The organism is Salegentibacter haimaensis (assembly GCF_054121495.1).
In genome coordinates this window covers 148,705-168,718 of sequence record NZ_JBSYGH010000003.1, presented here as the reverse complement: position 1 = coordinate 168,718, position 20,014 = coordinate 148,705, and the positions used below count along the sequence as shown (strand labels likewise).

Genomic DNA, 20,014 nt, shown 5'->3' with positions numbered 1-20,014 from the left:
TCGATATGGAATATGAAAATAGAAATATAGCCTCCTATGCAAAATCAGCAGTAAAACTTTTACAAGGCCCCGTTTTTGAGGATCAGGTGGATGTTTGGAATGAGGTGATCCAATACCAAGTAGAACTCATCCAATATTTTGAAAAAATTGCCTTGGCACTCATCATTGATAAAAGAGATGGATATGCATTTTTAAAGCAAATAGAGTTAGATGCATCTGGCAGTACAATCGGTCTGATTCGGAGAATGCCGTTGACCTATGATATTACTCTGGTTTGTGTTTTGTTGAGGGAATGGTTGTTGGAATTTGAATCGAATGATTTGGAAACAACCAATCTTTATATTACTCCAAAACAATTTCGGGATCGTATGGAAATGTTTTTTAAAGAGAAGGCCAACGAGCTAAAATTCATTAAAGAACTCAACAGACATTTTGATCAATGTGTAGAAATGGGATTTCTAAAACTAGTTCATAGAGACATAACAAATACTGATGAAAACAGGTATGAGGTAAAACGCATTATAAAAGCAAGAATCACAACCGAAGAATTGTCGAGGTTCAAAAAACAATTAGAAGATGAATAATCTTAGCCTGTTCAGCACCAAGCCAAGTGAATCTGGCTTCCGATTGTACACATATGAAGTCCTTAATTGGGGAACTTTTGATAAAAATATTTTTTCAATTGAGCCAGGAGGAGAAACGTCACTTCTCACAGGAGGAAACGGGTCGGGAAAAACAACCCTTGTAGATGGTCTGTTAACACTGCTATTGCCAGAACGCAGACCAAGGTCATATAATCAAACCGCGGGAGAAAAAAGCGAACGGACAGAAGAAACCTACTTACTTGGAGAATATGGTGAAACAGAAAATACCGATCCCAATACGATAGGAATTAAAAAACTAAGAGGAGAAAAATCAAAGGTACAGTCGGTATTGATAGCCGTGTTTCAAAATGAATCGCAATTCGTCTCCTTGGCTCAAGTTAGATGGTTCTCCGGTGGCGAATGGAGAAGAAATTTCATTATAGCATTTAGAAAGCTGTCAATAAAAGATGACTTCATGCCTCTTGATAGCAGTGGAGATTGGAGAAAGAGATTAAAGCAAAAATATCCTAAACACGGAAACAAAGATTTAATTTTATTCACCGATGGCCCAGGCCAATATAGCCATCGGATGCGTAAGGCATTTGGAATGAGATCAGAAAAAGCCCAAACGCTTTTCAATAAAACCATTGGTCTCAAAGTACTAGGAGATTTGAACGAGTTTGTCCGCCAACAAATGCTTGAAGAACGGGACACTGAAGCTGAATTCCAAAAAATAAAGGCCTACTTCAAGACACTAAATGATGCTCACCGGGCAATTGAAAAAGCACATAAGCAAATAGAATTGTTATCTCCCATAAGAGATAAGGCACAAAAACTTTCAAGCCTAAAAGCAGATCAAAACCATCAGGAAGATTATCAGCAAACTGCACCACTTTGGTTTGCTCAAAAGCAGAAAGACCTAATTATCAACTATAAAGATGAACAATCTTCCATAATAACCGCTCTTTCTCAGGAACTAGATGAACGCAACAACCAAATAGAGGACCTGTCCAATCAGGAACGAGATCTGGATATTCAGATTAAAAGTGATAAAGTCGGATCGCAGATAAGTATGCTGGAAAGACGAAATAAAGAGCTGGATGATTCAAAACAAGAACGGGAAGAAGAGCTCAAAATTTACAACCAACTTGCCGCTAGTCTCGAATTTCAATCTAATCCTCAAAGCAAGGAACTTTTTGATGATCAGAGAAAAGCTGCACTAGAAAAAAAAAGTAAGGCCATTGAAATTTTAGAACAGAATGAGTTCGAACAGGACGAAATAAAAATTGAGAAATACAATTTGGATAAAGAATTCACCACTCTTTCTGATCAACTTAGTGTTTTACGTTCTCAGAAAAATAATATAACCGGATCTCCGGCCCGTATTCGGGGTGAAATTTTGGATACCGTAGGTGCTACAGAAAAGGAAATTCCTTTTGTCGGTGAGCTTATAAAAGTGCATGAAAATGCTCGTGAATGGGAATCTGCCATTGAACGTTTACTTCACCATTTTTCATTACGCCTTATTGTACCAGAAGAATATTATCAAAAGGTCAACCGGTACGTGAATGAAAATAACTTAAGGGGGAGGATTGTCTATCAACGATTCAATAAGGCGCAAATAATTCCACAAATTTTTCAGCAGTATGATGAGGACGAACTGATTCATAAGTTAGATTTCAAGACTTCAAGGTATTCCGAATGGATTAAAAATGAGATTATTTCCAAATTTAATTACTTGTGTGTAGAAGATCTGGAAGCCTTTAGATTGGCAAACAAGGCTGTTACCAAAGAAGGATTAATTAAGAATATAAACCGTCACGAAAAGGATGACCGCCCTGAAATTAAAAGCCGTCACAAGTATGTGCTTGGATGGGATAACAAAGAGAAAATTGCCTTGTTGAGAGAAGAAGCTACTGAACTGGATAAGGAAATTAAGGATGTTAAAAACAAGCTCAAATACCTACGAAATCATCAATCGAGGATTCGTAAAGAGGACCTGAACCTTGATAAATTCATTGGTTACCGTACCCATAGAAAAATAGATTGGTGGTCAATTGCGAATCAAATTCAAGAAAACAAGCAAAAAATTGAAGAACTTGGAAAAAGTAATGACCGGGTAAGAACCCTCAAAAAGCAACGAGATGAAGTTCTTGATCAAATCAAGTCTAAAAGGGAAGTTGTTAAGAGTTTAGATAAAGAGATTAATAACATTGAATCAAACTTAGAGATACAAAAACAAAAACTGTGTGAGGCAGAAGAGATAATTAACAGATATAATTTTCACAATCACAAGGAAAAGTTGAAGGAATTTGAAAAGCAATTCCTTAGTAATAAAGAATATACAATTAATTCTATTGAAAAGGTAAGGGAAAAACTTCAGGGTGAAATCAATATAACCATTGATCATCTGAAAAATAAGATCAGAAAAGAAGAAAGTGCCGCAGAAAAATTAATGCGCGATTTTATAAATCCAGACAAAGAAATTACCAAAAAATTTAACGACTGGAATTCGGATACACATCGTTTGAGTGAAAATGCAGAATTTATCGATGAATTTGTGGCCCTGTTGAAGCGCATTGAAGGAGAAGAGTTGGCTGAGTATAAGCAGCAATTCAAGCAATACTTAAATGAAGAAATGATAACTAAAATGTCTGATTTCCAAACTTGGTTAGAGCGTCAGGAAGAAGATATAGAAGAAAACATTGACACGCTCAACCGATCCCTCGAAAAAATTAATTTTAAGAGTAACCCGCCTACATTTATTAAGCTACATGTGGATAAAGACTATTCCCCAAAAGTTAAAGATTTTAGGTTCCGACTCAATGAATGGAAACCTAATTTGGTTGAGTTTGAAAGAACCAAAGATGATCATATTTTGGAAGACAGTTTTGGCAAAATAAAAGCACTTTTAGACAACCTTACGGATGATGAAAACCTAAGAAAAGAAGTATTGGATGTAAGGAATTGGCTCAAGTTTAAGGCTGTTGAGCACCATCGGGAAGACCCGTCAAAAATATTCCGTAGCTATACGGGAACAGCTAAACTTTCCGGGGGGGAAGGGGCTCAATTGACCTATACAATTCTAGGTTCAGCCATAGCTTACCAATTTGGAATACATAATGAAGGTTTGAATACTAATTCATTCCGGTTTATTTGTGTTGATGAAGCATTCAGTAAACAAGATGATGAAAAAGCACAATTCCTAATGGAATTATGTAAACAACTTCACCTGCAAGTAATGATAGTGTCTCCGGCCAAAGCTGAGGAGGTTGCCATCGTGGAACCCTACATAGCACGGGTTCATTTTGTTCAGCGAAAAGATAATCGGCATTCGGTCGTTTACGATATGCCGATTAAGCAGATGCAGGAACAAAGGGAAGAATATTTACAATCCGCAGAATAAGCAATGATTACGGTAAGTGAAATACGAAAAAAGTCCGAAAGGAAATATGATGAAATACTCAGGAAAACATTGAATGAAGAAAACTGTTTTCCCTTAAAGATTAGAGCCAATAAAGCCCTTTCCAAAGACTTTGTTCAAATGAGCAAAGAAATTGCTGATGTATTAGGCGGATCCAAAGATAGAAAAGGTTTTGGATACTCCGTGCTTTCAGAGACTAGAAAAACCCGCCACCATGCTTCTCAAGACATTCCTAATGCAATTGTATTTGAAACGCTTTTTGATTTCCTGAAATTCATCAATAAAGAAAAGGAATTTCATTTGTTGATAAAGAATTATCATTTCATCAAATCAGAGCTACCTCAGCTTGAACCGTGGTTAAAGATAAACCCTAAAATCATTATTAATAATGCAAAACTGTGGCCACAATTAATTGAAGTTTGTCAATGGTTCCTAAATAATTTCGAACCACACATCTATTACATTCGGGAACTACCTATTGCCGTCCATACTAAATTCATAGAAGAAAATAAAGGTACGTTAAGGCTTTTGCTTGATGAATTGGTTCGTGGAATTATCAATATCCGTGAAAATGTGTTTGAAAAACGGTTTCACTTGAAATATGACCAACCTCTTGTTCGGTTTCGGTCATTGGACGAATCTTGTTGGTCCGAAATTAATTATGATGATATCACTGTTCCAATAGAGCAATTTATATCCACTGAGCTTAAATGCCATAGACTTTTCATTATTGAAAACAAGATGAACTTTCTGACATTTCCTGAAGTGCCTCATTCCATAGCCGTTTGGGGAAAAGGGTTTGGCATACAATCACTTAAGAATATTGATTGGTTACATGCAAAGGAAATTTATTACTGGAGTGATTTAGATGTACAGGGATTTCAAATGCTATCTCAATTGCGATCCTATTACAAACAAACCAAATCTTTTTTGATGGAAATGGAAGTTTTGGAGAAGTATGAATTATTTATAGTGACCGGAACTGTATCTAAAGTAGATTCTATAGATCACTTGTCGGAAAAAGAACTCAAGGTTTTTGAATATCTCTCAGAAAATAATTTAAGACTTGAACAAGAACGTATTACCCAAGAAACTGTATATAATAGTTTATTTCACATTACTTAGAAATTTTTTAACTGACTTAACTGGTTTTTGACACTACCTGAATTTAATTATATGTTCATCAATTTTTTTAAATCCTCACTCAATTTACTTTCCAATACCCTAGCATAAATTTGTGTTGTAGAAAGTTTCGAATGCCCCAATAATTTTGAAACCGATTCAATGGGAATTCCTTTAGAGAGAGTTACCGTCGTAGCAAAGGTATGCCTGGCTACATGAAAAGTTAGCTTTTTCTTTATTTTAAGCTCTGTTGCCAGTTCCTTTAAATACTGGTTTGTTTTCTGGTTAGAATATACGGGGAGAATATAGCCAGAACATGCGCATTGATCTTTATATTTTTCAATGATCTCCATTGCCTTTGGCAGAATTGGGATTTTCACCGACTGCTCCGTTTTTTCTCTTGCAGTAAATATCCATTTTCGGCCATCGATGCCAATAACTATATTTTCTGGCTTTAGATTTTTTGCATCTACCCACGATAAACCAGTATAACAGGAGAATACAAATACATCCCGGGTCTGCTGATGGGTGATTCGGTCAAATTGATACTGCTCTAGGTTTTCTAATTCTTCTTCGCTTAGAAATGCTCTCTCGGCCTTTTTAAATTTCAGGGAGAATTTAGAAAAAGGATCTTTTTCCACCCATTCTAATTTCTGGGCGAGGTTTAACAATTTCTTTAATCGCTCCAAGTGCTTCATAACACCATTATTAGTGGGAGCCTTTCTATCTCTTTTCGGTTTATAATTTCTAAGGAAATGCTCAAAGTCAGTGATAAACTGATAATTGATTTGTTTCAGGAAAATGTCATCCGCTTTAAATTGCTTTTTAAGGAATTTATAAAGATAGCGCTCTGTAGTATAATAGTTCTTCATGGTGCCATACTTCAGCACATCTTTCATATGCTCGGTATGGTAATTCAGTAGCTCTGACAGCTTTTTAAAAGAATCGTCCTTTCCTAAATATCTGGCTTTAACTGCCTGGGCAGATAACAAAAGGTTCGAATCATTTAATTGGCGGAAGCATTCATACAGCTTATTATAAATGCGGTCTAAAGATTTATTGACCTGCTGGCTTTCTATGCTGCTGCCTTTCAATCTGCTTTTTCGCTCGTCCCATAGATTCAGGGAGATTCTACGTTGCAGGCTAATTTCTACCCGCTCTCCGTTTAGGGTAATTCTGGTATAAAGAGGAGCCTTGCCATTTCTGGCTTTACTGGATTTGGGAAGGAAGACAATCCCAAAGGTCACCGAATTTCTCATAATATTCGTTTTCAAGGTTAAACAAAATGCGTGAAAACGAAAGACAAATCAACTCTTAAGGCAAATAGCCCTAAATAATAATAAGGTCACCGAATCGGACTCATTTTATATGATTTTATATCAAATTCTATGAGCGACTAAAAACTACAAAACCTTGATAATCATTCGGTTAACAAGGTTTTGTAGCCATTTGATAATGGTCTTGGTCGGGGTGGCAGGATTCGAACCTGCGGCCTCCTGCTCCCAAAGCAGGCGCGATAACCGGGCTACGCTACACCCCGAGGCTTACAGCTTAAGCTGTAGTTCAATGTTTCAATGTTCAAAGTTCAAGGTTACTTTTTTAAAAAGTAGACCGGGAACCGGGCGGAGTTTATCCCGACCTTGCGTCGGGGCTTCACACCCCGAGGCTTACAGCTTGCGCTGTAATTCAAAATTTCAAAATTCAAGGTTCAAAATTACTTTCTCAAGTAAACCGGGAACTTTTCAATTTTAATTTTTAGTCTTTTCCGGTCCAAATTACTCTTTTTACAAAGCAGTCCGGGAGACGGAGGAAATTTATCCCTGTCTTTTCTAAAGAAAAGGAGAATAAATAAACCACAGACTAAAAATCTTGCGGAGAGACCGGGATTCGAACCCGGGCATCCAAAAAGGATGACAGCTTAGCAGGCTGCTGCATTACCACTCTGCCACCTCTCCTAAAAATTATGAACGTCGCAATTATTTTGCGGTTGCAAATGTAACTTTTACTTCAGTAGCTTCCAAACTTTTTTAGGGCAAAACCCGATGCGGGATTTGACTTAAATTTTAAAGACTTTGCACTCAATATTTTACTTGCTAAAAAAAATTAAATTTTTTGTCCTTCCATTTCAATCAGGCGGGCTATATTGCCTAAAATGCGGCTGTGATTTTTTACAAATGGATTGCTTTTATCCCAAACATAGCCGGCCAGTACTGCACAAACCTGTTGTTTGACGAGAGGGTTGGGTTGCTCGTGAAAAAAGATCTTTTGCAAATTGCCGTTATACCATTCGCGCACATAACTGCCAAAAACATCTGTGCCTTCTTTCATATACCCGGCATAATTTTTATTCCAGTCTACCTGTTCCCCTTCCAGTTGCCGGGCCAAAAGCTTTGCTGCCTGTAATCCCGATTCGGTCGCAAAGGCTACTCCCGATGAAAATACCGGATCCAGAAACTCGGCAGAGTTTCCGGTGAGCACGAATTTATCTCCATAGAGCCGATTTACGTTTTTAGCCAGGTTCTGTAGCATTTTGGGCGTAAATAAAAATTCATAGCCATCAAACCTACCCCGATAATATTCAAGCCGCCCGAGCATTTTTTTAAACATTTCGTTTGGGGAATAATTTGAATATTGCTCAAACCAGGCATTGGAACCTACAAAGCCCAAACTGGAATTTCCGTTAGAAAAGGGGATATACCAAAACCAGCTTTCATTCCCCAGAACTTCGAAGGTGATCAACTCGCCTTCCTTGCCTTTAGGTCTTTGAGTTTCGTTGATATGAGTGAAAATTGAAGAATTTTCCCCAACCTGAGCGCGGGTCTCCAGGCCTAGGTGGCTGGCCAGAACCCGACCGTTTCCGCTTGAATCGATAATGAATTCAGCCTCTATTTCTATCTTTTCTTCAGAAGCCGTTTTTAGGCTTATCACCGGATTTTCCCTTTCAAAATCGGCTGAAACCACCTCGGTTTCGAACAGGATTTGAACCCCCATTTGTTGCACTTCTTTGGCCAGAAGCTGATCGAAGTCGGCGCGGGGTACCTGCCAGGTCCAATTCCAGCCCTCTCCAAACTTATCGCTGAAATCGAATTCTCCCACCCGGTCTCCTTTGATAAAACGCGCTCCGAATTTTTTTTGGAAATCACCTTGCTTAAGTGCCTCCAGCAACCCGGCTTCCTCAAAATTATCCATACAACGCGGAATAAGACTTTCCCCAATGCTAAACCTGGGAAACCGCTGTTTTTCTACTACCAAACAGTCTATTCCCTGATTTTTCAAATAAGCCGCCGAAACCATTCCAGATGGCCCTGCACCAATAATTAAAACCCTGGTTTTTTTCATAAATAAGTAGGCATCAGAAGGCTAAAAATCCCAATTTTAAAAGCGCGCTAAATATACTACATTTGTTAATGAATCCCCACTTCGAGAAGCCAAAGGCGCACGCGAAGTGGCTGGATGAGTTAATACCGACGAAAGTCGGTATCTTTTGAGGTTGAATTTTGTAACAAAAATCATTCAATTTTGAAAACAATGTCAGCCCGAGCGCAGTCGAGGGCTTGGTTCAAACCCGGATTTTGTTTCGAAACTGAAGCAGTTTTTAAAATGTTGTAAGCCCGAGCGCAGTCGAGGGCCTGGTTCGATACTCAGTTCATTATAAAACACAATCATATCAACCCTAACGGGGTCAATTTTTTAAAAATATATTAGTCTTTTAGCTGTATGCTCCAAATCAATAACCCGCTTAACCTGAATGATTTTTACCAGGTTCTTTTTAATCTCAGCAAAGTTTCCTTAAGTCCCGAAGCTCAAACCCAACTGGAGGAGAGTTTCGACTTTTTGAAAGAATTTTCAGAAAATAAAGTGATCTACGGGGTGAACACGGGCTTTGGCCCTATGGCCCAATATAAAATAAAGGATAAAGACAGGCTTCAACTGCAGTATAATCTAATTCGAAGTCACGCTTCAGGCTCGGGAGAAGCTATGAGTCCGCTTTATGTGAAAGCCTTAATGCTGGCGCGGCTCAATACGCTTTCCCTGGGGAAATCTGGGGTGCACCCATCGGTTGGAGACACTATGCTGGAATTGATCAACAATGATATCACTCCGCTAATTTTCGATCACGGCGGGGTAGGGGCATCAGGCGATTTGGTGCAGCTTGCCCACCTTGCCCTGGTACTTATTGGAGAAGGTGAGGTGTTTTACAAAGGCTTCCGAAGAAAAACTTCTGAAGTATTTGCTGAAGAAAACATCAAGCCCATACAGGTGAAAATTCGCGAAGGCCTGGCTTTGATGAATGGAACTTCAGCAATGACGGGAATTGGGATCGTGAACGTGATTTATGCCAAACGCCTGCTCAACTGGTCGGTGTTTTGCTCGTCGGCGATCAACGAGATCGTGCAGGCTTATGACGATCACCTTTCCGAAGAACTCAACGGGGCCAAGTTGCATAAAGGACAGCAAAAAATTGCTAAGCTAATGCGGACGCATCTAAAAGACAGCCGGCTTACCCGCGACCGCAACGAACATCTCTACAACGAAAATGCCGATAAAAACACATATTTTAAAGAAAAGGTACAGGAATATTACAGTTTGCGCTGTGTGCCACAAATCCTTGGGCCTGTCTACGATACCATAGAGCATAGCTCCCGCATTTTAATCGAGGAAGTCAATTCGGCTAACGATAATCCTATTATCGATGTAAAAACCCGGCACGTTTATCACGGCGGGAATTTTCACGGCGATTATGTGGCCCTGGAAATGGACAAGCTAAAACTGGGCATCACCAAACTTTCGATGCTGGCCGAACGCCAACTCAACTATATGCTAAATTCCAAACTCAATGAAATTTTGCCGCCTTTCGTGAATCTGGCAAAACCGGGCTTAAACTTCGGAATGCAGGGTGCTCAATTCACCGCGGTTTCTACCACAGCCGAAAACCAGGCTTTATCCAGTTCTATGTATGTGCACAGCATTCCGAATAATAACGATAATCAGGATATTGTGAGTATGGGTGCCAATGCTGCCAATATGACCAAAAAAGTGATCGATAATGCGTTTGAAGTTATGGCGGTAGAAATGCTTACGATCGCTCAGGCCTTGAAATACCTTGATTTTGATGAAAAGCTCTCCGGCCCAACCCGCGACTTTCTAAAGCAAACCAGCGATTTGATTCCTGAAATAAAAGAGGATTTCCCTTTATATGAAATTTTGGCCAGGTTAAAAACTTATCTAATGGAACAGGATGCCTATAGTTCCCGTTAGTAGAATCCCTTAACTGTAACAAAAGTTACTGCTGTAAGCAAATGAAACCTATATTTTTGCCCTGTAAAATTAAAAAACCAGCTTGAAGAAATACCTCGACATAGCGACCGATTCTTTTTCAGGATATTTTAATTATTTGATTGATGAAATCGCCAACCCGTCCTGGACCAATTATTTTTATTGGCTTATTGGCCTGTCTCTTTTGGTGTGGGTGTTGGAGGTAATTTTACCCTGGCGGAAGAATCAAAAGTTATTTCGAAAAGATTTCTGGCTGGATACGTTCTATATCTTATTTAATTTTTTCCTTTTCTCGCTCATTGGCTATAATGCGCTCTCGAATGTTGCCGTAGAATTATTCAATGATTTTCTTGGCCTGTTTGGGATCACCAACATTGTGGCCATAGAGGTGCAAAGTTTCCCGATGTGGGCGCAGTTGCTAATAATGTTTGTTATCGCCGATTTTATTCAGTGGAACGTGCACCGGCAATTGCATAAACAGCCCTGGCTTTGGGAATTTCACAAATTGCACCATAGCGTAAAGGAAATGGGCTTTGCCGCGCAATTCAGGTTTCACTTTATGGAAACCATTATTTACAAAAGTGTTCAGTATATTCCTTTGGCAATGATTGGCTTCGGAATCCAGGAATTCTTTGTGGTGCATATGTTTGCCGTTTTGGTGGGGCATCTTAATCACGCTAATGTTGGTTGGGATTATGGAATTTTCAGATATATTCTGAATAATCCGAAAATGCACATCTGGCACCACTCAAAGGCCCTGCCCGAAGAGCATCCCCACGGAATGAATTTTGGCCTAAGCCTTAGCATTTGGGATTATTTGTTCGGTACCGCCTATATTCCCGAGGAAGGAAGAGATATAGAACTGGGCTTTGAAGGAGACGAGGATTTTCCTGAAGATTTCTCAGGACAACTGGCTTTTCCCTTTAGAAAAAGAAAGGACACAAAAACGGAAAATCAATTTAAAAACGCAGTAAGATGAATATAAAACAATTTAAAGACGATCCTTTAGCGCATTATTCCTATGCCATTATTAGCGATGGGGAAATGGCCGTGGTAGACCCGGCCCGTAACCCGAAGCAGTATTATAAATTTGCCGAAGAGAACAACGCAAAAATTGTGGCGGTTTTTGAAACTCACCCGCACGCCGATTTTGTGAGTAGTCACCTTCAAATTTACGAAGAAACCGGCGCCACTATTTATGTAAGTGAAATGGTGGGAGTAAGCTATCCGCATAAGCCTTTTGACGAAGGAGATTCGGTAAAAGTGGGTAAGATCAATTTCAGGCCTTTACACACTCCCGGGCATTCCCCCGATAGTTTGACTTTTGTTGCTGAAGAAGATGGCAATACGGCTCTTTTCACTGGAGATACCCTTTTCATAGGAAATGTTGGCCGACCCGATCTTCGCGAAAAAGCCGGAAATATGAAGGCAAAACGCGTTGAACTGGCCAGGCAGATGTACAATACTATGAAGACAAAATTCAACGATCTTCCCGACGGAGCACTGGTATATCCCGCGCACGGTGCAGGTTCTCTATGCGGAAAAAATATGAGCGATGCGGCTTCAAGTACTTTAGGGAACGAGCGCCAGAGCAACTGGGCTTTCCAAGAGCAATCCGAAGAAGAGTTCGTGGAAGAAATTCTAAAAGATCAGCCTTTTATCCCTTCCTATTTTGGATTTAACGTGGATATAAACCGCGAAGGCGCGCTAAATGTGCAGAAAGCTAAATATGGGGTGCCATTAAAACTTTCGGTAGACGAAGTAGAAGAGGGAGTGACGGTGGTAGACGCCCGTGATGGAGATGCCTATAAGGAAGGACATTTGCCAAATTCTATCAATATTATGGCTCGTGGACAGGGCGATAAATACGAAACCTGGTTAGGGGCTATTGTAGAGCCTAAAGAAGCTTTTTACCTGGTGGTAAATAGCGTGGATGATATCGACGAATTGCTGGAGAGAACCGCAAAAATCGGTTATGAAAAGCAAATGAAGGGAGTGATAACTCTTTCAGAAAAAGTTTCTAAAAAATCTGATGAATTCGATTTGCACGAGTTCAAGGAAAACAAAGATAAATTCACCATCGTCGACATTAGAAACGAAAGCGAAGTAAACGAAGGTAAGATCTTTGAATCTGCGAAAGCGATTCCCCTAAATGAGCTTAGAAACCGTGCCGATGAGCTTCCAAAAGATAAGCCTTTGGTAGTGCATTGTGCAGGAGGTTACCGCTCTGCAGCCGGTAGCAGTATACTCGAAAATAAATTCAAAGACCTTAAGGTTTATGACCTTAGTGATGATATCAATGATTTCAAATAGGTTACTTATTTGAATTTTAGTTCGAAAGCTCCATTGGTTCTGCCGGTGGAGCTTTTTTGATTATCAGGGAACGACCCTTCGTCTGCGCTCAGGGTGACATTCCCTTCGTCTGCGCTCAGGGTGACATTCCCATCGTCTGCGCTCAGGCTAAATTTTACACAAAAAAACCCGGAAATAAATCCCGGGTTTTGAGTTTTAAATAAAGGAAATTAGTCGTCTATTTTCATAAAATTTCCCTCCAGGTCAAAATCGAGGCTGGTACCATCTTCCAGCTTCAGCTCGATCTCATCTTCTTCTTTTTCATATTTCATTACTTTTTTTCCTGCATAATTGGTATTCAGGTAGGCAGCGATATTTGCTGGTAATGCCTGAGCCGGCACTCCTTTTTCACTTTTGAACTCGGTGGCTTCTCCATCACTGTTAAAAGTAATTTTTGATCCGTCGGTAAGTTTTACCTCATACATTTCATCCATATCTCCTTCATTGAGGCTCATTTTCTCAACCTTTGCTGAAGAAAAATAGGTTTGCACCCACAAATCGGCTGTTGAATGCAGCTGTTGTTCGTTGGTTTGTGCTGAAGTGAGCCCAAACGCAAAAATTCCTGCTATAGAACTTAAAATCAATTTTTTCATAACTCGTTTATTTATGATTAGTAGGTTAAATATAAATTTGTTGAAACGGGAGTTGCTATAAAATTTCGTGAATTCACCTAAGATTAACGGGAATTTTCAAAGTTTTAAGAGATAAAAAGCCTTCAGGATTTTCTATATTTACACGACAACTTGAAATTTTATGGAAAAACGATATAAAGTAAAGGTAAATGACGCCTTTGATTTCGAATTTAGCAAAGAAGAGATCACTGCCCTGGACACCCAGGTATTGTCTGAAAAAAATTACCATCTTTTACAACAAAATCGGGGTTTTACAGCGCAAATTCACGAAAACGATTTCTTAAACCGCAGTTATACAGTAAAGATCAATGCTAATGCCTACAAGGTTCAGATTTCCAATGAATTGGATTTGCTAATAGAAGAAATGGGACTTTCTCTTGGTTCTGCTCAAATGGTGAATGATATCAAGGCGCCTATGCCGGGGCTTATTCTTGAAGTGAATGTTGAAGAAGGTAGAGAGGTAAAAGAAGGTGATTATCTTTTGGTGCTTGAAGCGATGAAGATGGAAAACACCCTTACCGCACCAAGAGACGGCGTAGTGAAAACGGTAAGCATTAAACAGGGAGAAACCGTAGAGAAAAATCAGTTGCTCATAGAAATGGAGTAAGGGGAATTCAACCAAAAAATCATAACATTCAGAATGAAGAAAATATTAGTAGCCAATAGAGGAGAAATCGCTTTGCGGGTGATGAAAACCATTCAGCGAATGGGTATAAAAACCGTGGCCATCTTTTCTACTGCCGATCGCAATGCGCCCCACGTAAAATTTGCCGATGAGGCCGTTTGCGTAGGGGAGGCTCCCTCTAATCAGTCTTACCTTAAGGTCGAAAAGATTATAGAAGTCGCTAAAAAATTAAAGGTAGACGGGATTCATCCCGGCTACGGATTTCTTAGCGAAAACGCGGCCTTTGCCGAAGCCGTTGAAAAAAATGGAATTACCTGGATAGGCCCGGGCTCTAAAGCCATAGAAATTATGGGGAGTAAGCTCGCGGCGAAAGATGCGGTAAAAGAATACGATATCCCGATGGTACCCGGAATAGACGAAGCCATAACCGATCCTGAAAAAGCTAAAAAAATAGCCAAAGAAATTGGCTTTCCTATACTTATTAAAGCCTCGGCCGGAGGTGGGGGAAAAGGGATGCGAATTGTTGAAAAGGAGAAAGACCTGGAAGACCAGATGAAGCGAGCCATAAGCGAAGCCGAATCGGCTTTTGGAGATGGCTCTGTTTTTATTGAAAAATACGTTTCCTCTCCCAGGCATATCGAAATCCAGATCCTGGCCGATACCCACGGTAATATACTGCACCTGTTTGAGCGGGAATGCAGTGTGCAGCGTCGCCATCAAAAGGTAGTTGAGGAAGCCCCCTCTGTAGTGCTAAGTGATAAGATGCGAAAGCAAATGGGGAAAGCTGCCGTGAAGGTAGCCCGCTCCTGCGATTATGTAGGAGCCGGTACCGTAGAATTTCTGTACGATGAAAATGATAATTTCTATTTCCTGGAAATGAACACCCGCTTGCAGGTTGAACACCCCGTGACTGAACTTATCACAGGAATAGACCTGGTAGAACAGCAAATTAAAATCGCCAGGGGAGAAAAATTAAAATTCAGCCAGGAAGATTTAAAAATTTCGGGCCACGCCCTGGAATTAAGAGTTTATGCTGAAGATCCTTTAGACGATTTTCTGCCCAGTGTGGGAACTTTAAATAGATACCGAATTCCGCAGGGGCCGGGAATTAGAGTGGATAACGGATTTGAAGAGGGAATGGAAGTTCCTATCTATTACGACCCGATGCTTGCTAAATTGATCACCTACGGAAAAACCCGGGAAGAGGCAATTCAGTTAATGCTGCAGGCCATTAAAAATTACGAGGTAGAGGGGGTGATGACCACATTGCCATTTGGAAAATTCGTGTTTGAACACGAGGCCTTCAGAAGCGGAAAATTCGATACCCATTTTGTGAAAAAGTATTATTCCGCAGAAAAACTCGAAGATGAAATTAAAGAGGAGGCCCGCCTGGCAGCCATCATTGCTTTGAAGCAGTATTTAAAAGACCAGGAAGCATTAAGACTGCCTTATAAATAAAAGCGTCGAAATTATTACAAAAAGTAAAACTGAAGATGAGTCAAAATATAGAGAAGCTTAACGATAAAATTAAAAAAGCCCAGCTTGGCGGCGGCAAAAGTCGAATTGAAAGTCAGCACGAAAAAAAGAAATTAACCGCCCGCGAGCGAATCGATTATTTACTGGACGAGGGCTCTTTTGAAGAAATTGGAATTCTGGTCACCCACCGCACCACCGATTTTGGAATGGCAAAGCAAAAATACTACGGCGACGGCGTGGTGACCGGCTACGGCACCATTAACGGGAGAATGGTCTACGTATTTGCGCAGGATTTTACCGTTTTTGGAGGTTCGCTTTCTGAAACCCACGCCGAAAAAATCTGCAAGGTGATGGACCTGGCCGTGAAAGTAGGAGCTCCTATCATTGGGTTGAACGACTCGGGTGGAGCCCGAATTCAGGAAGGAGTTCGGTCGCTTGGAGGTTATGCCGATATTTTTCATCGCAACGTAAAAGCTTCAGGGGTAATCCCTCAAATTTCAGCTATTATGGGACCCTGTGCCGGGGGCGCAGTTTATTCTCCCGCGATGACCGATTTTACACTTATGGTTGAAGATACCAGCTATATGTTCGTAACCGGTCCCAATGTGGTGAAAACGGTGACCAACGAAGAAGTTACTTCCGAAGAATTGGGAGGGGCGAGAACCCACGCAACCAAAAGCGGGGTGACCCACCGAACTGCGGTGAATGATATTGTTTGCCTGGAAGATATTAAGAAATTAATCAGCTATTTGCCGCAAAGCAATAAATCGGCTCCTGAAAAATTGCCTTTTAAGATTGGAGACGAAAAGCGAAAACAACTCAACGAGATTGTGCCCGACAGTTCTACCAAACCCTACGATATGCACGAGGTGATAAACGGGATAATCGATGAGCAATCCTTTTTTGAAATCCATAAAGATTATGCCGATAATATAATTGTAGGTTTTGCAAGGCTTGGCGGTCGAAGTATAGGAGTTGTTGCCAACCAGCCTATGAGCCTGGCCGGGGTGCTGGATGTAGATTCTTCGAAAAAAGCTGCCCGCTTTACCCGGTTCTGTGATTGTTTTAATATTCCGCTTTTAGTGCTGGTAGATGTGCCCGGCTTTCTCCCGGGAACCGACCAGGAATGGAATGGGATTATTCTTCACGGAGCCAAACTGCTGTATGCCCTGAGCGAAGCCACCGTTCCAAAAGTGACGGTGATTACCCGAAAAGCTTATGGGGGTGCGTATGATGTGATGAACTCAAAACATATTGGTGCCGACTTGAACTTTGCCTGGCCTACTGCAGAAATCGCCGTGATGGGCGCCAAGGGTGCCAGCGAGATTATTTTCAGAAAGGAAATTCAGGCTGCCGAAGATCCTGCAGCTAAACTGGCCGAGAAAGAACAGGAGTATGCCGAAAAATTTGCCAATCCGTTTGAGGCCGCCCAACGCGGATTTATTGACGAGGTGATTATGCCTGAAGATACCCGAAGAAAATTGCTGAAAGGCTTTAGTATGTTGGAAAACAAGAAGGTGTTGAGGCCGGAACGCAAGCACGGGAATATTCCACTTTAGGTGGTTTGAAGATTTATTTCTATTTTAAACGCTATTAACCAAAACTTCTAAATATGTCTAAGAATTACAATCTGTCTAATTTAAACGAACAACGCAAAGACCTCGAATTCGAGTTCGCCCGCCAGAAAAAGAAAAAAGAAGACGAGTTACTGCTGGACCAGGTTTTCGATGAAACCGAACTGCCCGACTGGGAATAGATTTGAAGAAATTTAATAAAATCGTGTGCCTGGACAATACCAAACTCAATTCCCGGGCAATAGAAGAATTGCAAAAATTCAGCGAAGCCGATATTTCAGATTTTCGGGATGCGCCTGAAACTGATGAGGAAATCCTTAATCGTATTGGAGATGCCCAGGCGGTTATACTTTCCTGGCGAACCCAACTTGGAGAGGAAATTCTCCAAAAATGCCTCGACCTAAAATATATTGGCCTGGCCTGTAGCTTATACGACGATGAGTCATCGAATGTTGCCGTGAAGTATGCGCAGAAAAATGGGGTGGAAGTGACGGGAATTTTCGATTATGGCGATCCCGGGGTGGTAGAGTTTATTACTTCAGAATTAATTAGACTCCTGCACGGCTTTGGAAAGCAGCAATGGAAGGAAGACCCGGTAGAACTCACCAATAGAAAAATAGGTATTGTGGGACTGGGCACTACCGGCCAAATGCTGGCCGAATGTTTACTTCCGTTTAATGCCAATCTTTACTACTATAGCCGAACGCGCAAACCAGGGTGGGAGCAAAAGGGCTTAAAATATCTCGAATTAGCCGAATTACTAAAAACTACAGAAATTCTAAGTTTTCATCTTCCGAAGAATACCAGTCTTATGGGAACTGAAGAATTTGAATTATTCGGAAATGACAAAATACTTATAAATACTTCTCTGGGAATTCCCTTCGAAGAATCGGCCTTCCAGAAGTGGATCAAAAAAGAAGGGAATTTTGCCATTTTTGACGGAGATGGAGGAGCCGAACTTTCGGAAGAAACAAAAGCGCTTCCCCGAGTGATTTCAGGAACTAAAAGCGCCGGCTGGAGCGCCGAAACCCGGGAACGTCTTTCTAATAAGGTAGTGGAGAATGTAAAAGCCTTTCTGGGTAGCTGAAATGTGTTTCTTTTTTTTGCTGAATAATTTTTACATGAGCTATGACGCCGGTCATATTTTTGGTGAATCCTGTAACAATTGTTACTGTCTTCTTTTGTAAATTCAGCTTTCTTTGCACGCAAATAAAAATAGACTATGGATTGGATTTTTGAACCCTGGCCCTGGTATGTGGCCGGGCCGCTTATAGCAGTGGTAATGTTTTTACTCATTTTTTTCGGAAAAGGTTTTGGAATGTCTTCTAACCTAAGAACCATTTGTACCATTTGCGGTGCCGATGCACATTCCGATTTTTTCGATTTCAACTGGCGGGCACAGCGCTGGAATCTGGTGGTGGTTCTGGGAACCATAATCGGAGGATTTATTGGCGCCAATTTACTATCGGCCGATACTGCGGTGAATATAACTCCTGAAACAGTGAATATGCTGGAAAACCTGGGATTCGATTCGGCCGGGGAAGCCTACCTGCCTACCGAAATTTATAGCTGGGAAGCTGTTGGAGGAATCAAAGCGCTTATCATTTTGCTGGTGGGTGGATTCCTGATCGGATTCGGCGCACGCTATGCCGGAGGCTGTACCTCGGGTCACGCGATTTCCGGATTGAGCAACCTTCAGTTGCCTTCTTTGATCGCCGTGATTGGCTTTTTTATTGGCGGATTGGTGATGGTACACCTGTTATTTCCATTAATTTTTTAAATTCTGAATGATGAGATACTTTATATATTTTGCAATAGGATTGCTTTTTGGAGTGGTGATGTTTAAGTCTGAAGCGGCCTCCTGGTTCAGAATTTACGAAATGTTCCAGTTTCAATCCTTTCATATGTACGGGATTATTGGCTCTACCGTTTTAATTGGGATCCTTGGAGTACAATTAATCAAAAAGAAAAGCCTGAAAGATTTTTGGGGAGAGCGCATAAAATTTATTCCGAAAGATAAAAGCTTTAGCCGCTATATGTACGGCGGGATTATCTTTGGTTTAGGTTGGGCGCTTGCCGGGGCCTGCCCGGGACCTATCTTTACCTTAGTTGGCGCAGGATTTTATCCTATATTAATCGTATTTATCGGGGCGCTTTTAGGAACCTTTGTATATGGTTTGATGCGGGATAAACTGCCACATTAACAGCTACTCCGGGATTTATTCCCGGGGTTTTTCGGCTGCTGAAATATAAAAATTCGGAAGCGAAATTTGCCATCTTACCACTACCAGGCGAATGATGATCACTATAGAGGAGGTGGTTACATAGATAATATCGCGGGGAACATTAATTTCGTGCATAATTACAAAGACAAGTCCGCCAACAATGCAGGCGGTGGCATAGATTTCTTTTCTGAAAATCACAGGAATTTCATTACAAAGTATATCCCGAATCACCCCTCCAAAGGTACCGGTCATCGCCCCAATGGCGATACAGATTATTGGATCCAGCCCGGCCCGAATCCCAATCTCTACGCCCGTAATGGTGAAAATTCCCAGTCCTATAGTATCGAAAAGGAAAAGCGATTTTTTGAGATATATGATGTTGTTTCTAAAGATGATAGCCAGTATGGTGACCACACCTATAAGGTAAATATAAACCGTATTTTCCATCCAGGTCACCGGGGTGTTTCCTATGAGAGTATCCCGAAGGGTTCCCCCGCCAATGGCAGTAACGAATGCGATTATAAATATTCCGAAGAGATCAAGGCGACGATCCATAGCCGCCAGTGCCCCCGATATGGCAAAAGCCACGGTCCCCAGGATATCCAGAATGTTAAACAGGCTAAGTTCCATTAAAACAAAGGTATATATTTAGAGTTTAGCGAAGAATATTTCCAAAAGATTAAGCCTGAAATTTTAAAAATTGATACCTTCAAATTATTGACA

The 20,014-nt window shown here is 40.8% G+C and carries 17 protein-coding genes and 2 tRNA genes; 13 read left to right on the top strand and 6 right to left on the bottom strand.

The annotated features are described in order from the left end of the window. The first annotated feature begins 5 nt into the window (after nt 1-5). From ACW6QP_RS05280 to ACW6QP_RS05270, 3 genes are read left to right on the top strand one after another with little or no spacing between them, the layout of a single operon-like run. Entirely contained in the window at nt 6-584 is a 579-nt protein-coding gene (locus ACW6QP_RS05280; protein WP_457909806.1) for a DUF4194 domain-containing protein, read from the top strand. After that, nucleotides 577-3,990, top strand: coding sequence for an ATP-binding protein (locus tag ACW6QP_RS05275; RefSeq protein ID WP_457909805.1), 3,414 nt, complete (start codon nt 577-579; stop codon nt 3,988-3,990). The genes ACW6QP_RS05280 and ACW6QP_RS05275 overlap by 8 nt, the downstream gene beginning before the upstream one ends. Before the next feature lie 3 nt (nt 3,991-3,993). Then, on the top strand, nt 3,994-5,133 hold the full coding sequence (locus ACW6QP_RS05270) for a Wadjet anti-phage system protein JetD domain-containing protein (protein ID WP_457909804.1): 1,140 nt from the start codon (nt 3,994-3,996) through the stop codon (nt 5,131-5,133). Between the two features lie 47 nt (nt 5,134-5,180). Here the strand turns inward: ACW6QP_RS05270 and ACW6QP_RS05265 are convergent, their stop codons facing one another. From ACW6QP_RS05265 to ACW6QP_RS05250, 4 genes are all read right to left on the bottom strand, one after another. Further along, complete coding sequence (locus ACW6QP_RS05265; RefSeq protein WP_457909803.1) at nt 5,181-6,389, bottom strand: site-specific integrase; 1,209 nt, start codon at nt 6,387-6,389, stop codon at nt 5,181-5,183. A gap of 203 nt (nt 6,390-6,592) precedes the next feature. After that, nucleotides 6,593-6,670, bottom strand: a tRNA-Pro gene (locus ACW6QP_RS05260). A 332-nt stretch (nt 6,671-7,002) separates the two neighbouring features. Beyond that, nucleotides 7,003-7,085: transfer RNA gene (locus ACW6QP_RS05255), tRNA-Ser, on the bottom strand. A gap of 148 nt (nt 7,086-7,233) precedes the next feature. After that, nucleotides 7,234-8,469 carry an NAD(P)/FAD-dependent oxidoreductase gene (locus tag ACW6QP_RS05250; RefSeq protein ID WP_457909802.1) on the bottom strand — a complete coding sequence of 412 codons (1,236 nt, stop codon included), beginning with the start codon at nt 8,467-8,469 and terminating at the stop codon, nt 7,234-7,236. Between the two features lie 378 nt (nt 8,470-8,847). On the opposite strand from ACW6QP_RS05250, the gene ACW6QP_RS05245 reads away from it, so the two are divergent. The 3 genes from ACW6QP_RS05245 to ACW6QP_RS05235 all read left to right on the top strand — a co-directional run bounded on the left by ACW6QP_RS05245 (nt 8,848) and on the right by ACW6QP_RS05235 (nt 12,720). Next, entirely contained in the window at nt 8,848-10,389 is a 1,542-nt protein-coding gene (locus ACW6QP_RS05245) for an HAL/PAL/TAL family ammonia-lyase (protein WP_457909801.1), read from the top strand. Nucleotides 10,390-10,471: 82 nt separating this feature from the next. Continuing rightward, nucleotides 10,472-11,386: a sterol desaturase family protein gene (locus tag ACW6QP_RS05240; RefSeq protein WP_457909800.1), complete on the top strand. Its 915-nt coding sequence runs from the start codon at nt 10,472-10,474 to the stop codon at nt 11,384-11,386. Next, nucleotides 11,383-12,720 (top strand): MBL fold metallo-hydrolase, encoded by a 1,338-nt coding sequence (locus ACW6QP_RS05235; RefSeq protein WP_457909799.1) that lies wholly within the window; start codon nt 11,383-11,385, stop codon nt 12,718-12,720. Before ACW6QP_RS05240 ends, ACW6QP_RS05235 begins: the two co-directional genes overlap by 4 nt. A gap of 209 nt (nt 12,721-12,929) precedes the next feature. Here the strand turns inward: ACW6QP_RS05235 and ACW6QP_RS05230 are convergent, their stop codons facing one another. After that, a complete protein-coding gene (locus tag ACW6QP_RS05230; protein WP_457909798.1) occupies nt 12,930-13,352 on the bottom strand; it encodes a PepSY-like domain-containing protein in 423 nt (140 codons plus the stop codon). A 160-nt stretch (nt 13,353-13,512) separates the two neighbouring features. On the opposite strand from ACW6QP_RS05230, the gene ACW6QP_RS05225 reads away from it, so the two are divergent. The 7 genes from ACW6QP_RS05225 (at nt 13,513) to ACW6QP_RS05195 (ending at nt 19,270) form a co-directional block, all read left to right on the top strand. Continuing rightward, entirely contained in the window at nt 13,513-13,998 is a 486-nt protein-coding gene (locus ACW6QP_RS05225; protein ID WP_457909797.1) for an acetyl-CoA carboxylase biotin carboxyl carrier protein subunit, read from the top strand. A gap of 33 nt (nt 13,999-14,031) precedes the next feature. Next, nucleotides 14,032-15,474, top strand: a complete 1,443-nt coding sequence (gene accC, locus ACW6QP_RS05220) for an acetyl-CoA carboxylase biotin carboxylase subunit (RefSeq protein WP_457909796.1) — start codon at nt 14,032-14,034, stop codon at nt 15,472-15,474. 35 nt (nt 15,475-15,509) lie between these two features. Then, a complete protein-coding gene (locus tag ACW6QP_RS05215) occupies nt 15,510-17,051 on the top strand; it encodes an acyl-CoA carboxylase subunit beta (protein WP_457909795.1) in 1,542 nt (513 codons plus the stop codon). A gap of 53 nt (nt 17,052-17,104) precedes the next feature. Continuing rightward, nucleotides 17,105-17,248, top strand: coding sequence for a hypothetical protein (locus ACW6QP_RS05210; protein WP_457909794.1), 144 nt, complete (start codon nt 17,105-17,107; stop codon nt 17,246-17,248). A 2-nt stretch (nt 17,249-17,250) separates the two neighbouring features. After that, nucleotides 17,251-18,153, top strand: coding sequence for an NAD(P)-dependent oxidoreductase (locus ACW6QP_RS05205; RefSeq protein ID WP_457909793.1), 903 nt, complete (start codon nt 17,251-17,253; stop codon nt 18,151-18,153). Nucleotides 18,154-18,288: 135 nt separating this feature from the next. After that, entirely contained in the window at nt 18,289-18,846 is a 558-nt protein-coding gene (locus ACW6QP_RS05200) for a YeeE/YedE family protein (protein ID WP_457909792.1), read from the top strand. A 10-nt stretch (nt 18,847-18,856) separates the two neighbouring features. Further along, the gene (locus ACW6QP_RS05195; RefSeq protein WP_457909791.1) at nt 18,857-19,270 is read left to right on the top strand and encodes a DUF6691 family protein; all 414 of its coding nucleotides are present in this window, start codon (nt 18,857-18,859) and stop codon (nt 19,268-19,270) included. 15 nt (nt 19,271-19,285) lie between these two features. Here ACW6QP_RS05195 and ACW6QP_RS05190 read toward each other — a convergent pair whose 3' ends face one another. Beyond that, a complete protein-coding gene (locus ACW6QP_RS05190) occupies nt 19,286-19,921 on the bottom strand; it encodes a trimeric intracellular cation channel family protein (RefSeq protein ID WP_457909790.1) in 636 nt (211 codons plus the stop codon). Nucleotides 19,922-20,014 lie beyond the last annotated feature (93 nt).

What these genes read in the sequence shown, in the direction of transcription:
- ACW6QP_RS05280 (WP_457909806.1), top strand. Translation starts at nt 6, where the DNA reads ATGGAATATGAAAATAGAAATATAGCCTCCTATGCAAAATCAGCAGTA.
- ACW6QP_RS05275 (WP_457909805.1), top strand. Translation starts at nt 577, where the DNA reads ATGAATAATCTTAGCCTGTTCAGCACCAAGCCAAGTGAATCTGGCTTC.
- ACW6QP_RS05270 (WP_457909804.1), top strand. Translation starts at nt 3,994, where the DNA reads ATGATTACGGTAAGTGAAATACGAAAAAAGTCCGAAAGGAAATATGAT.
- ACW6QP_RS05265 (WP_457909803.1), bottom strand. Translation starts at nt 6,389, where the DNA reads ATGAGAAATTCGGTGACCTTTGGGATTGTCTTCCTTCCCAAATCCAGT.
- ACW6QP_RS05250 (WP_457909802.1), bottom strand. Translation starts at nt 8,469, where the DNA reads ATGAAAAAAACCAGGGTTTTAATTATTGGTGCAGGGCCATCTGGAATG.
- ACW6QP_RS05245 (WP_457909801.1), top strand. Translation starts at nt 8,848, where the DNA reads ATGCTCCAAATCAATAACCCGCTTAACCTGAATGATTTTTACCAGGTT.
- ACW6QP_RS05235 (WP_457909799.1), top strand. Translation starts at nt 11,383, where the DNA reads ATGAATATAAAACAATTTAAAGACGATCCTTTAGCGCATTATTCCTAT.
- ACW6QP_RS05230 (WP_457909798.1), bottom strand. Translation starts at nt 13,352, where the DNA reads ATGAAAAAATTGATTTTAAGTTCTATAGCAGGAATTTTTGCGTTTGGG.
- ACW6QP_RS05225 (WP_457909797.1), top strand. Translation starts at nt 13,513, where the DNA reads ATGGAAAAACGATATAAAGTAAAGGTAAATGACGCCTTTGATTTCGAA.
- accC (WP_457909796.1), top strand. Translation starts at nt 14,032, where the DNA reads ATGAAGAAAATATTAGTAGCCAATAGAGGAGAAATCGCTTTGCGGGTG.
- ACW6QP_RS05215 (WP_457909795.1), top strand. Translation starts at nt 15,510, where the DNA reads ATGAGTCAAAATATAGAGAAGCTTAACGATAAAATTAAAAAAGCCCAG.
- ACW6QP_RS05210 (WP_457909794.1), top strand. Translation starts at nt 17,105, where the DNA reads ATGTCTAAGAATTACAATCTGTCTAATTTAAACGAACAACGCAAAGAC.
- ACW6QP_RS05200 (WP_457909792.1), top strand. Translation starts at nt 18,289, where the DNA reads ATGGATTGGATTTTTGAACCCTGGCCCTGGTATGTGGCCGGGCCGCTT.
- ACW6QP_RS05195 (WP_457909791.1), top strand. Translation starts at nt 18,857, where the DNA reads ATGAGATACTTTATATATTTTGCAATAGGATTGCTTTTTGGAGTGGTG.
- ACW6QP_RS05190 (WP_457909790.1), bottom strand. Translation starts at nt 19,921, where the DNA reads ATGGAACTTAGCCTGTTTAACATTCTGGATATCCTGGGGACCGTGGCT.